This window comes from Butyrivibrio sp. ob235, assembly GCF_900109475.1.
Classification (GTDB): domain Bacteria; phylum Bacillota; class Clostridia; order Lachnospirales; family Lachnospiraceae; genus Butyrivibrio.
Genome location: NZ_FOBE01000002.1, coordinates 311,635 through 325,081 on the forward strand (window position 1 = coordinate 311,635; position 13,447 = coordinate 325,081).

Consider the following 13,447-nt stretch of genomic DNA (forward strand, 5'->3'; position numbering starts at 1 on the left):
TATGGGATTTACACCTGAACAACAAGCTGTAATAGATGCGAGAAATTCGAATGTACTGGTTTCCGCAGCGGCGGGCTCCGGTAAGACTACTGTGCTTGTAGAACGCATTATACAGCGTATAACGGGCGATAACCCGATAGATATAGATAAACTGCTGGTGGTAACTTTCACCAAGGCTGCTGCGGCTTCTATGAAGGAAAAAATACTGGCGGCAATACAGAAAAAGCTCGCCGAGGATCCGGATAATGCTCACCTTCAGAGACAGGAGACGCTGGTTCACGGAGCGCAGATTACCACTATTGACTCATTTTGCCAGTACATAATCAGGAATAACTTCAATGATATCGATCTCGATCCCTCCTACAGGGTTGGAGACGAGGGAGAGATGAAACTCCTGAAGGCGGATGTTCTTGAGGAACTTCTGGAGGAGAAATATGAAGAGGCGGATCCCGACTTCCTTGAATGTATGGAATATTTTGCAACAGGAAGTAGGGACGACAAGGTTGAAGAGTTTATTTTAAAACTCTATGACTACGCAATGAGTATGCCCTTTCCGGAGGAGTGGCTTACTGAGAGGGCAGATGACTACAGCCTTAGCGAGGAAGATTTCGACAGTGCACCTTTTGTGAAAAAGGCATTGGCCGGTTTTGCAGCCTCTATGGAGGAGTGCGTAGAGTATTACAGGATAGCCCTTAAACTTGCTATGGATCCTGACGGGCCGTACTTTTTTGGAGATCTTTTGGAGAATGAGCTTGACCAGGCATCTGCAATCAGACAGAGCGGAGATAAATCTTTCGATGAAGTCAGAGCCATGGTTTTGAATATGAATTTTGCAAGGCTTTCTACCAAGAAGGATGATTCTGTTAATGCTGATAAGAGAGAACTTGCAAAGAACTATAGGGATAAGGCAAAAAAACTTATAGGGAAGCTTCAAGAGAAATATTTTGCCGAGGATAAAAAGACTATTTGCGCTCATATGGCTTTTGCTGCAAAGCCCGTGAAAACGCTGGCTCTTCTTGCACTTGACTTCAAAAAGAAATTCGATGAGAAGAAGAGAGAGAAGGGGATAATAGATTTTGGAGATATGGAGCATCTTGCTCTTGAAATAATCCTTAAAGGCGGAGCAGCCCAGTACAGGGATTATTTTGAAGAGGTTATGATAGATGAGTACCAGGACTCGAATAATGTTCAGGAGTTGCTTTTATCTGCAGTCTCAGGTGAATCAGAAAAAATATATAACAGATTCATGGTGGGCGATGTAAAGCAGAGTATCTATAAGTTTAGACTTGCAAGACCTGAGATTTTCATGGAGAAAATAGCGAAGTATTCATGGGAAGAGGGACAGCCGGAGAGGAAGATCTCTCTTCACAATAACTTCCGAAGTAGGAGTGAGGTCTTAGACAGCGTAAACTATATCTTCGAGCAGATAATGGATGAGAATTTAGGACGCGTAAGATACAACGAAGATGCCAGACTTGTGGTGGGCGGAACATTTCCGCAGCCGGAGGGGGAGAATCCCTTTGCCACAGAGCTTTTACTCGGAGATGTAACAGACCTTTCCTCTGATGAAGGGAGAGAGCTTGAGGCCTCCATGATAGCGACGCGAATAGAGGAGCTGCTTGAGAGCGGAGTTGTAACTGAGGGCGAAGACAGTTTCAGAAAGGTCAGATACGGAGATATAGTAATACTTCTAAGGACTACCAAGGGCTGGGATGACATATTCAGGAAAACTCTGGAAAGCAGGGGAATCCCTGCCTATGTTGAATCGAGAACGGGATATTTCTCAGCGACAGAAGTGGTGACGGTTCTGAATTTCCTTAGAATTCTGGATAATCCGAGACAGGATATTCCTCTTGCAAGTGTGATGCGCTCTGATATAGGCGGCTTTACCGATGAGGATCTTGCGCTTATTAAGGCAGCCGACAGGGATACAGAGAAGACCGGCTTCGAGGGTGACAGCTTTTACGATATTCTTCTTAGATGCAAAAATCTCGAACAGCTTCAGCCCTTGGAGAATAAGATAAGCGCGTTTATAAATCTCATAGAAGACTACAGGCAGAGGGCCGAATATCTCCCCGTAAGTGAGCTTATAGGCACGATTTTAAGCGACACTCATTTTGCAGAGTACTGCGCATCACTTCCGGGAGGCACGAAGCGCCTTGCAAATCTGAATATGCTTAAGGAGAAGGCTGTAGACTACGAGAAGACCAGCTTTAGCGGAGTTTTCCATTTTGTAAGGTATATAGAGCAGCTTGAGAAATACGAAGTGGATTATGGCGAAGCCAATATTCTTGATGAAAATGCCGATGTTGTACGCATAATGAGTATCCACAAGAGTAAGGGACTTGAGTTCCCCGTTGTTTTCCTCTCGGGAATGGCAAAATCCTTTAACTTCATGGATACTAAAGACTCCGTTGTGCTTGACATGGACTATGGAATTGGAGCACCTGCCATTGATCTCGAGAGGCGTATTCAATATAAGACGCTGAGAAAGAATATCATGGGCGAGAATATGAAGATGGATATTCTCGGTGAGGAGATGCGTATTCTTTATGTTGCCATGACAAGAGCCAAGGATAAGCTTATTATGACCGGTCAGATAGAGATAGGCGATGAAGAAAAGGCATCTGAAGGAAGCCTTAGAGGAAGGCTAGGAAGGAATATGCTTCTGAGAAACAGAGAGGCACTTTCCGGAGAGATGCCCTACATTCTTCCGTATTATCTAAGGAGTTCTGCCGGAAGCTATCTTGATCTGGTTTTGATGGCACTTGCCCGTCATCCTGACTATGCGAAGCTTTGCGAGAGTGTTGGAGTGTCCTGTGATCCGTTAAACAGAAGCGATGAGGTCCCCTTTGGTTTCAGGGTTATGACTAAGGATGAACTGACAGCAGAAGAGATAAACAGAGATGTTACAGCCAAGGTGCGCCTGGATAATCTTCTTATGCCTGCCGGTCCGGAGAAACTGCGCTATGCAGATCTTTTCGGTGAGAGATTTGGCGACAGCTACGCATTTGACTCTTTCGAAGGCCTTTATGTAAAGACTACGGTTACAGAGCTTAAAAAAGCTATGCTGGAGCAAAAGGATGAGCCTACTCACTTTATATTTGACGAAGAAGAGATAGTTCCTTCCTTCATCGCCGAAAAGGAGAAACAGGCTAAAGGTGCTGCAAGGGGTACAATCTACCACAGAGTTATGGAGCTTTTGTATGATGAGGGAGATCTGACTCCTGATGATAGAGCAGGTGACCTTGTAAACTGGATGAAGAAGATGGAAGCTCTCGGCAGAATGCCCGAAGGAGCTTCTGACAGCGTGGATGAGAAGGATATACTTGCCTTTTATAAGAGCGAAATCGGAGAGCGTATGAAGAAGGCTCACGATTTGGGAAGGCTTCACAGAGAGTCACCCTTTATGATGGGAATAAGTGCGAATAAGGTTAATTCCAAATTCCCCGACTCCGAGCAGGTTCTTATTCAGGGGATTATTGACGTCTGGTTTGAAGAGGACGATGGACTCGTTCTCCTGGATTATAAGACTGATAGAGTAAAGGACGGAAGCGAACTCTCAGAGAGATACAAAATTCAGTTGGAATACTATGAGGATGCGCTTGAGAGGATCACACATAAAAAGGTGAAGGAGAGAATAATCTACTCCTTCACCCTGGGCGAAACTATAAATTTGTAATTATGTAGTTCTCATCATGATGCAAGATGAAGCTGTTCTCTTACGTCTTCTTCATTTGCAAGATACTTGATTCTTGTGAATGCATTTCTGACTGCAGGAACACAGAGAATAGCAAATGTGAGCACTGCTTCAGCTCCGAGGTAGGAACCGTTATATACTAGTGAGTATCTGAAAGCGCTCATACCCTCAGGTGCATACTGGCCAAAGAAGATCACTCCTGAGAGTACTGCAAAGAACAGACGACCTAAAACACCTGCGATATAACCTAAGCTCATGCCATGCTTGAAACGTGAGAATAATCCGGAAACTCCAAGCGCACCAAACGCAAGGATATAATCACATATGAGCTGAGGAATACTGATGATATAGGGTCCGATGATGAGCTGAAGTAGTCCGTATGCGAGTGCAGAAGTAAGACCTGCTCTTACACCGTACAGATATCCTACGAATGTAATGAAGAACATCGAAAACAGTGTAACGGCTCCACCCATGGGCATCTCCCATATCTTGATCATTGATGTGATCATTGCCAGGGTAACGCACATAGCCGCAAATACCAGCTGCTTTACAGAAAAATGATTTTTATGATCTTTTCCTGTGAAAAAGCATGTAGCTATAAGCGCAAAAATAAATAACATAACCAGAAGGCCGTAGCCTGCTGAGGTGGGCTGGTAGGTATCGTCTACAAGCTTAAAAAATAGGGACATATAAAAACCTCCTCCGTTTATTATTCTGCACGGGGGAGGCTTCATTTTCATCATATTTACCGCATCGCGATATATATGCTTCCTTACGCCGGTATTACCCGGTTCAAGTAATAAGGGTCGATGTTGGGCTCAACACCATCTCAGCAAAGCTCCCCTAGCAAAATATTTATAATTTATATGTAGTTTTCGATTTAATTTAATGCTATTTCATAATCTTTGTCAACAGAATTATTGGGTGTTTTCAATGAAAATCAAATAGCGATATTATAACAGCGGTATACCGTTTTCTCTTGCATAGTCGGTGTAATCCTCAGCCCAAAGTGAGCACTGTACTTCACCGATGTGTGCCTTTCTTAAGAAGAAGAGGCAAAGTCTTGACTGACCGATACCACCACCGATGGTATAGGGAAGCTTTTTCTCCAAAATAGCCTTCTGGAAAGGAAGCTCTGCACGCTCTGTGCAGCCGGCCTTCTCGAGCTGCTCCTTAAGAGAATCCTCATCTACACGTATACCCATGGATGAGAGCTCAAGTGCAATATCAAGCACGGGATAGTAAACAAGAATATCGCCGTTTAATGCCCAGTCATCGTAGTCCGGAGCTCTTCCGTCATGCTTCTCGCCGGATGCAAGAAGATCACCAATCTGCATGATGAAAACAGCACCCTTTTCCTTTGTGATGAGATATTCACGCTCCTTGGCATCTTTTCCCGGATACATATCTTCAAGCTCCTGTGAGGTGATGAAGAAAATATCATGAGGAAGGATCTCTTCTATATAGTCATACTGAATTGACATATACTTCTCAGTCTTGCGAAGAACCTTATATATTGTACGAACAGTGTCCTTAAGGAAGTCAAAATTGCGGTCTGCCTTGCTGATGATTTTCTCCCAGTCCCACTGATCTACGAATACCGAATGGATATTGTCGGGAATCTCATCTCTTCTGATTGCGTTCATGTCGGTATAGAGACCTTCGCCGACTTTGAAGCCGTATTTTTTAAGTGCGTACCGCTTCCACTTAGCAAGTGAGTGAACTATCTCAGCTTCACGCTCATTCTCCTCGCGGATATCAAAGGCTACGGGACGCTCAACGCCGTTCAAATTATCATTAAGTCCTGACTCGGGCGCAACAAACAGGGGCGCGGTAACACGGAGAAGATTCAAATTCTCAGAAAGAGTATTCTGAAAAAAGTCCTTAACTGTTTTGATACCGACCTGCGTGTCGTGGAGGTTTAATGCAGACTTGTAATCCTGGGGAATAATAAGATTTTCCATAACAATGCTCCTCTCGATAAAATATATTTAAAATTAAAGCGCTTTTTTTCGCTTCATGCAAGCAAAATATTTGCATTTTATGCGGTTTTTTAATAATTCACACCAAAAGAGCCATGAAATGGTAGTAAATTTTGAATTAACAACCTCAAAAAAACGCGTAATATCCGCAACTTAATCGTTTTAAGAAAGTCTTAAGAAATTCCTAAGAAAATCTACAATATTTTTTCGTTTTTTTGATTTATAATTTCTCATTGTAAGGAGATTAAAGACTATGGAAATTAAGAAAGTAATCAAATTAACACCGAATCAGGTAAAGGATTTTGTTAGCGCTGCAACTAAGTGCGATTTCGATGTAGACGTTTCGTACAACCATTTTACAGTAGATGCTAAGTCTATACTTGGTGTCTTTGGCCTTAACTTTGACTGCCCGCTTACGGTTCGCTATCGTGGGTTCAACAAGGAATTCGAAAACTATCTTAGTGAGCACGCTGTAGCTTGCTAATTATATATCATTGCGCATAAAGTTTTATCTGAAACGATGGGCTCCCCATGATATACTGTCATGGGGAGTTTTCATATTATGAAGGAAATTAAAATCTCAGTTCGAGCCCTGGTCGAGTTTCTATTCCGATCAGGCAATCTGGACAACAGAATACATCATGCACCTGACACTGCGATGCAGGAGGGCGGAAGAATACACCGCATGATCCAAAAGCGCATGGGGTCGGATTATCAGGCGGAAGTCCCGCTTAGTTACACACACACGGATACTAACTACATATTGACCATAGATGGCAGAGCCGACGGAGTAATGGAGAGGAAGGATAAGCCTCTTCTCGTCGATGAAATTAAAGGCACCTACAGGGATTTGAAGAAAATAAAGGAGCCTGACTACGTTCATCTGGCTCAGGCCAGATGCTATGCTGCAATCCTGACAATGCAAAATGAGCTTGAAAAGGTAAGCGTCAGGATCACCTATTGCAATATAGAATCAGAGGAAATAAAGCTTTTTGAGGAAGATCATACTGCTGCGGAGATTATAGAGTGGTTTGAAAATACGCTTTCTTTGTATCACAGATGGGCAGAGTACCTTGCAACCTGGGATGAGGTGAGAAAGAAATCCATACAGGGGGCGCAGTTTCCTTTTCCTTACAGAGAGGGACAAAAGGATCTTGCAGCAAGCGTGTATAGAACCATCTACCATGGCAGAAAGCTTTTTCTCGAGGCACCTACAGGCACAGGCAAGACCATTAGTACTGTTTTCCCTGCTGTTAAGGCTATCGGTGAGGATAAAGCGGACAGGATTTTCTACCTGACGGCGAAGACCATAACCAGAACAGTGGCTGAGGAGACCTTCGAGATACTAAGAAGGGAGCAGGGACTTAAATTCAAGACAGTGACACTCACTGCGAAGGATAAGATATGTTTTATTGAAAAGAGCGACTGCAATCCCGCGGCCTGCCTCTACGCAGAAGGTCATTTTGACAGGATTAACGACTGCATTTACGAGGTTTTGACCAAGGCGGACAGCTTCGACAGGCAGACTATAGAGCATTATGCAAAAAAGCACAGTGTATGTCCTTTTGAGCTCTCACTTGATCTCAGTCTTTTTGCGGATGCTATTATTTGCGATTACAACTATGTATTTGATCCTTTTATATATTTGAAGAGATTCTTTGCGGCCGGTAATAAGGGTGAGAATATATTCCTTATAGATGAGGCCCATAATCTGCTGGACAGAGGAAGGGATATGTACAGCAAGGCGATTAACCTTGAAGTATTAAGGGCCTTTGAGAGCCTGATAAAAGCTGTGCATCCGAGGATTGCCAATATCGTGGCTTCTATATGCACGGAGATGGAGAAATATCGTGATGAGTGCGAGACAGCCATTGTGCTTGATGATATCTCACCTTTGATAAAGAAGATCAACCTGATCATCAATGTTATCTCCTCATGGCTTGAAGATCACACAGAGGGGATGTACAGGGATGAAATTCTCGAGTTTTATTTCGATATATCCGGATTTGCGACAATATATGAACTAATTAATGAAAAATATGTGATTTTTGCGGAAAATGATGAAGAAAACGGCTTCAGAATTAAACTTTTGTGTGCCGATCCTTCAGATAACCTCTCTCTATGCATGGAGAGGGCTAAATCTACAATATTGTTTTCTGCAACCCTTCTTCCGATTCAGTACTATAAGAAGCTTCTTGGAGGAACATCTGAAGATTATGAAATCTATGCGCACTCTGTCTTTGATCCTTCGAGGTGCGGAAGGCTGATTGCCTCCGATGTCACCAGCAAATACACTAGAAGAAGCGAGAATGAATACAGGAAAATAGCGGCGTATATTGATGCCATTGTAAGCGCCAAAAGCGGTAATTACATGATATTCTTTCCATCCAGGGTATTCATGGATGAAGTAGGATATATTTTTGAGCAGGAATATTATGATGAGAATACCCAGGAAATCCTTGTTCAGCAGGAGATTATGAGTGAGGAGGAGCGAGAGGAATTTCTATCCCGTTTTTCGCCGGCTAACGATATTGACCTTGAAAGTATTATCAACATGGAGATTGAGGTGGAGCCTTCCAAAAGCATCCTCGGCTTTTGTATGATGGGTGGAATCTTCGGAGAGGGAATAGATCTGAAGGATGACAGCCTCATAGGCGTTATCATAGTAGGCACAGGAATCCCCCTGGTTTGTAACGAAAGAGAGATAATAAAGGAGTTCTTTGAGCTTAGTGATGAGGATGGTTTTGACTATGCCTACAGATATCCCGGGATGAATAAAGTACTTCAGGCAGCAGGAAGAGTAATACGCACGGAAACTGATGCCGGGATAGTAGCTCTTCTTGATGAGAGATTTTTGCAACGGTCATATTATGAGATGTTTCCAAGGGAGTGGAAGGGGATAATCAGAACATCGACCAGTAGAGTCAAAAATGATGTGAAGGCGCTCTGGAAGCGGATAGAAGCCAAATAAAAAATGGAAACTATCATATAAATCGAGGTGTTTTTCAAGCGCATAAAGGGTATGGTTAACATAATGATAGAAAGTAAATATATTATGTTAACCAAACAATAGTCTGAATAGTTTGAATTATTTGAAAAATAATGCCCTTATTAATACAATATGACCCTCGTATACCAGAAAAATGACACTCGTGTATATGTGGATAACTCTGTGGAAATTGGGGATATTCCGAAAATGCTATTTTCAAAAGTGGCATAAAATGGGAATTCGGAGTGGTTTACGATATTGGGCTAAAGATAATCGAAATATCAACATGATACTAACATAGTCAATAAAACTATGTAAACCTATTTAAGTACATGACATAAGTGTCACACACAAAATCTACTCACATTTTTATTTCTAAATTATGCTTCATAATGAGGACTTTATTTGACAAAAAGCTGGTGTTTGCAATATCATAGAACAATATATGCTGATATAGATAAAGAGGATATTTTTATGAGAAAAGAATTGGCAAAAACCTATGATCCCAAGGGAATTGAGGATCGACTTTACAAGAAATGGGAAGATAACAAGTATTTCCATGCAGAGGTGGATGAGACAAAGAAACCTTTCACTATTGTAATTCCGCCTCCGAATATCACCGGTAAGCTCCACATGGGACATGCCCTTGATAACACAATGCAGGATATACTTATCCGTTATAAGAGAATGCAGGGCTTCAATGCGCTTTGGCAGCCCGGCACAGACCATGCTTCCATTGCTACTGAGGTTAAGATCATTGACACTCTTAAGGCAGAGGGCATCGATAAGAGAGACCTCGGACGTGAGAAGTTCCTTGAGAGAGCATGGGAGTGGAAAAAAGAGTACGGCGGAACCATTATTCAGCAGCTTAAAAAGCTCGGTTCTTCCTGCGACTGGGACAGAGAGCGTTTTACAATGGACGAGGGCTGTAACGAAGCTGTTACAGAGGTCTTTTGCAAAATGCATGAGAAAGGCTACATATATAAAGGAAGCCGTATCGTAAACTGGTGCCCTGTATGTAAGACTTCTATTTCAGATGCAGAGGTTGAGTACGAGGAGCAGGCAGGTCATTTATGGCATATCAAGTATCCTGTAATTGATGAGGACGGAACAGTAAGCAAGACCGAGTTCATCGAGTTCGCTACAACACGTCCCGAGACAATGCTTGGAGATACTGCTGTAGCAGTAAACCCTGATGATGACAGATACAAGAGCTTCAAGGGTAAGAAGGTTCTTCTTCCTATTGTAAACAGAGAACTTCCTATTGTAGAGGACTCTTATGTGGATATGGAATTCGGTACCGGCGTAGTTAAGATCACACCCGGTCACGACCCTAACGACTTCGAGGTAGGTAAGCGCCACAATCTCGAGGAGATAAACATACTTAACGATGACGCCACAATCAATGCCAACGGTGGCAAGTTCGAGGGTATGGACAGATATGCTGCAAGAGATGCCATCGTAAAGGAACTCGATGAGATGGGTCTTCTTGTAGAAATCGAGGACTACTCTCATAATGTAGGTACACATGACAGATGTCACACCACTGTTGAGCCTATGATCAAGGCTCAGTGGTTCGTAAAGATGAACGAGCTTATAAAGCCCGCAGTTAAGGCTGTTAAGGAAGGCGAGATCAAGCTTATCCCGCCGAGAATGGATAAGACCTATTTCAACTGGACCGACAATATCCGTGACTGGTGTATTTCCAGACAGCTTTGGTGGGGACACAGAATCCCTGCATATTACTGCGACAAGTGCGGAGAGGTAGTTGTATCAAAAGAGGCACCCACAGTTTGCCCTAAGTGCGGACACGATCATTTGACTCAGGATCCCGATACACTTGATACATGGTTCTCATCAGCACTTTGGCCGTTTGAGACACTTGGATGGCCTCATGATACTAAGGAACTCAAGTACTTCTTCCCTACAGACGTACTTGTAACAGGTTATGACATCATTTTCTTCTGGGTTATCAGAATGATATTCTCCAGTTATGAAAACATGGGAACATATCCTTTCCACACAGTTCTTTTCCATGGCCTTGTAAGGGATTCTCAGGGTAGAAAGATGAGTAAATCCCTCGGCAACGGAATTGATCCGCTTGATATTATCGATAACTACGGTGCAGATGCGCTCAGACTTACACTCATCACAGGTAACGCACCCGGTAATGATATGCGTTTCTACAACGAGCGTGTTGAGAACAGCCGTAATTTCGCCAACAAGGTATGGAATGCATCACGTTTCATCATGATGAACATGGGCGAGGATGAAAAGAGTGCAATCAACAAGCCCGCACCTGAGGGACTTGAGCCTGTAGATCACTGGATCCTTTCCAGACTTAACAATACAATCCGTGAAGTTACCGAAAACATGGATAAGTACGAGCTTGGAATCGCTGTTCAGAAGGTTTACGATTTTATCTGGGATGAATTCTGCGACTGGTACATTGAGATGGTTAAGCCCCGTCTCTACAATTCGGATGATAAGAAATCTCACGAGGCAGTTCTCTGGACTCTTCAGACAGTACTTATTGACGGACTTAAGCTCCTTCATCCGTTTATGCCTTTCGTAACAGAGGAAATCTTCTGCACACTTCAGGACGAAGAGGAGTCAATCATGATCTCCAAGTGGCCTGAGTACAAGGAGGAGTGGAACTATGCCGCTGACGAGAAGTCTATTGAGACTATCAAGGAAGCAGTAAGAGGAATCCGTAACATCCGTACACAGATGAACGTTGCTCCTTCAAGAAAAGCCATGGTTTACGTAGTATCCGAAAAGGAAGAGGTTCTTGATATCTTCCGTACAGGTAAGCTTTTCTTCGAGACACTTGCAAGCGCTTCCGAGTCAGTTTGCCAGAACGATAAGGCAGGCATTGCCGAGGATGCTGTATCGGTGGTTCTTGCTGAAGCTACAATATATATGCCGTTCTCAGATCTTGTAGATATCTCGGCCGAGATTGAGAGACTTGAGAAGGAAAAGAAGCGCCTCGAAGGCGAGCTTAAGAGATCACAGAATATGCTCTCAAACGAGAAGTTCCTTTCTAAGGCTCCCGCTGAGAAGATCGAGGAAGAAAAAGAGAAGCAGAAGAAGTACGAGCAGACATTCGCACAGGTTGAAGAGAGACTGGCTCAGCTGAAAAAGTGATGATAATACTATGATGGAAGAGTTGAAAAACAGCATCAATGAGCTGCTTACGCGTCTTGATGCAGGGGAAAGGCTCGGATTCTACGAATGCGACCGCTTTGTAGATCAGATACCGGCTTTCACGGAGAAACACTCTGTGGAGGAGACAAGGAAATTCCTGGAATTTATAGGAAGTCCTGACCGGAAAATGCACATAATCCATGTTGCCGGTACCAACGGCAAAGGATCTGTGTGCAATTATCTGTCGGAGATTTTGAGACAGGCGGGTTTCTCTGTAGGAATGTTTACATCACCGCATCTGGTAAAGGTAACGGAGCGGTTTTGTATAAACGGCAAACCCATAGAGGATTCGATTTTCTGCGAGATATTCGGAGACCTTCTTAGAATAATAAAAGAATATAATTACGATGACGATTTTCCGTCATATTTCGAGTTTTTGTTTTTTATGGCGATGCTTCTATATGAAAAGTATCCGGTGGATTATCTTGTCCTTGAGACCGGACTTGGAGGAAGACTTGATGCCACAAACAGTATTCACCAGCCTGTACTTGACGTGATCACAGAGATAGGCATGGATCACATGCAATACCTTGGCAATACCATTTCAAGGATTGCCGGGGAGAAGGCAGGAATAATACGCAGCAATACTCCGCTTGTTTTCTGCAACAGGCGTGATGAGAGTACTGAGGTTATTGAAAAGCGTGCAGAGGAATTATCTGCCAAGGTTTACAAGGTAGAGCCTGATTATGTGAAGGATATTAAAACCGCACCGGATGATGCGGGTAATATTTGCATTGATTTTTCTTATGAATCTCAGTATGATAAATATTGCGGTCTGCGCTTGCAGACTGTCGCAAAATTCCAAACAGAAAATGCCGCTATTGCGATAATGTGTGCAAGAGCCCTTAGAGATATCGGTGTTAACATAGCAGATGAAGACATCAGCTATGGCTTGAAAAGGGCCAGATGGGGAGGAAGAATGGAACTTATTCTTCCGGGCTTTTATGTTGATGGTGCACATAATGTCGATGGTATGGAGGCTTTCCTTGAATGCGCGGGAGAAGTACCCTGTGAGAAGAAGAGAACGCTGCTGTTTGGAGCTGTTGCCGACAAACAATACCATCTTATGATAAGGCAGATACTGGAGAGCGGAATTTTTGATGAGGTCTGTGTTTCAGTGCTTGAAACCGGCAGATCCGTTTCCGAGTCACAGCTTCGTGCCGCTTTTGAATCTGAGATGCGAAATGCGAATATTGAACGCGATATTCGTTTTTCCTACTATACAAGTGTAAGGGATGCTCTTATGGACATCATAACCGAGCGCGGAGCCGGAGATGTGGTATTTGCAGCCGGATCGCTTTATCTTGTCGGTCAGGTGAGGGAGACACTGGGTATTTTACCCGGACACTGATGTATATTTGTTTTTCTTATGAGATTGTTTCTTTGGGAGCTTTACAATGATCAATTTTGAGAATGAACTTAAGAAGTTTCGTCCCAGCCTCGAGATAGAGGATGCAGAAGAGATTATTTATAATCAGGATCTGGACGACATGGCCGACGTGCTGGTTGGCCTGTTAAAGGATGCGAAGGCTGAGGAGATGAGCCGTCAGACACGTATCCACTGATACT

General features: G+C 43.3%; 8 protein-coding genes and 1 riboswitch. Of the genes, 6 read left to right on the plus strand and 2 right to left on the minus strand.

Translation table 11 applies throughout. From position 1 onward, the window contains the following. The first annotated feature begins 1 nt into the window (after position 1). Positions 2-3,682: a helicase-exonuclease AddAB subunit AddA gene (addA, locus tag BMW61_RS03850; protein WP_091819903.1), complete on the plus strand. Its 3,681-nt coding sequence runs from the start codon at positions 2-4 to the stop codon at positions 3,680-3,682. A gap of 14 nt (positions 3,683-3,696) precedes the next feature. On the opposite strand, the gene thiT is transcribed toward addA, so the two are convergent. Next, complete coding sequence (gene thiT, locus BMW61_RS03855; protein WP_026499535.1) at positions 3,697-4,389, minus strand: energy-coupled thiamine transporter ThiT; 693 nt, start codon at positions 4,387-4,389, stop codon at positions 3,697-3,699. A gap of 63 nt (positions 4,390-4,452) precedes the next feature. Next, a riboswitch (TPP riboswitch) is annotated at positions 4,453-4,555 on the minus strand. Positions 4,556-4,653: 98 nt separating this feature from the next. Further along, complete coding sequence (gene asnA, locus BMW61_RS03860; RefSeq protein WP_022762494.1) at positions 4,654-5,664, minus strand: aspartate--ammonia ligase; 1,011 nt, start codon at positions 5,662-5,664, stop codon at positions 4,654-4,656. Between the two features lie 271 nt (positions 5,665-5,935). Here asnA and BMW61_RS03865 point away from each other — a divergent pair, with 271 nt between their 5' ends. The 5 genes from BMW61_RS03865 to BMW61_RS21770 all read left to right on the plus strand — a co-directional run bounded on the left by BMW61_RS03865 (position 5,936) and on the right by BMW61_RS21770 (position 13,443). After that, a complete protein-coding gene (locus tag BMW61_RS03865; RefSeq protein ID WP_091819904.1) occupies positions 5,936-6,166 on the plus strand; it encodes an HPr family phosphocarrier protein in 231 nt (76 codons plus the stop codon). 78 nt (positions 6,167-6,244) lie between these two features. Then, a complete protein-coding gene (locus tag BMW61_RS03870) occupies positions 6,245-8,653 on the plus strand; it encodes an ATP-dependent DNA helicase (RefSeq protein WP_091819906.1) in 2,409 nt (802 codons plus the stop codon). Positions 8,654-9,145: 492 nt separating this feature from the next. Then, on the plus strand, positions 9,146-11,818 hold the full coding sequence (locus tag BMW61_RS03875) for a valine--tRNA ligase (protein ID WP_022762491.1): 2,673 nt from the start codon (positions 9,146-9,148) through the stop codon (positions 11,816-11,818). A gap of 10 nt (positions 11,819-11,828) precedes the next feature. After that, positions 11,829-13,229 carry a bifunctional folylpolyglutamate synthase/dihydrofolate synthase gene (locus BMW61_RS03880; RefSeq protein ID WP_091819907.1) on the plus strand — a complete coding sequence of 467 codons (1,401 nt, stop codon included), beginning with the start codon at positions 11,829-11,831 and terminating at the stop codon, positions 13,227-13,229. 46 nt (positions 13,230-13,275) lie between these two features. Beyond that, a complete protein-coding gene (locus BMW61_RS21770) occupies positions 13,276-13,443 on the plus strand; it encodes a hypothetical protein (RefSeq protein ID WP_022762489.1) in 168 nt (55 codons plus the stop codon). The last annotated feature ends 4 nt before the right edge of the window (positions 13,444-13,447 follow it).

What these genes read in the sequence shown, in the direction of transcription:
- asnA (WP_022762494.1), bottom strand. Translation starts at nt 5,664, where the DNA reads ATGGAAAATCTTATTATTCCCCAGGATTACAAGTCTGCATTAAACCTC.
- thiT (WP_026499535.1), bottom strand. Translation starts at nt 4,389, where the DNA reads ATGTCCCTATTTTTTAAGCTTGTAGACGATACCTACCAGCCCACCTCA.
- BMW61_RS03870 (WP_091819906.1), top strand. Translation starts at nt 6,245, where the DNA reads ATGAAGGAAATTAAAATCTCAGTTCGAGCCCTGGTCGAGTTTCTATTC.
- BMW61_RS21770 (WP_022762489.1), top strand. Translation starts at nt 13,276, where the DNA reads ATGATCAATTTTGAGAATGAACTTAAGAAGTTTCGTCCCAGCCTCGAG.
- BMW61_RS03875 (WP_022762491.1), top strand. Translation starts at nt 9,146, where the DNA reads ATGAGAAAAGAATTGGCAAAAACCTATGATCCCAAGGGAATTGAGGAT.
- BMW61_RS03880 (WP_091819907.1), top strand. Translation starts at nt 11,829, where the DNA reads ATGATGGAAGAGTTGAAAAACAGCATCAATGAGCTGCTTACGCGTCTT.
- addA (WP_091819903.1), top strand. Translation starts at nt 2, where the DNA reads ATGGGATTTACACCTGAACAACAAGCTGTAATAGATGCGAGAAATTCG.
- BMW61_RS03865 (WP_091819904.1), top strand. Translation starts at nt 5,936, where the DNA reads ATGGAAATTAAGAAAGTAATCAAATTAACACCGAATCAGGTAAAGGAT.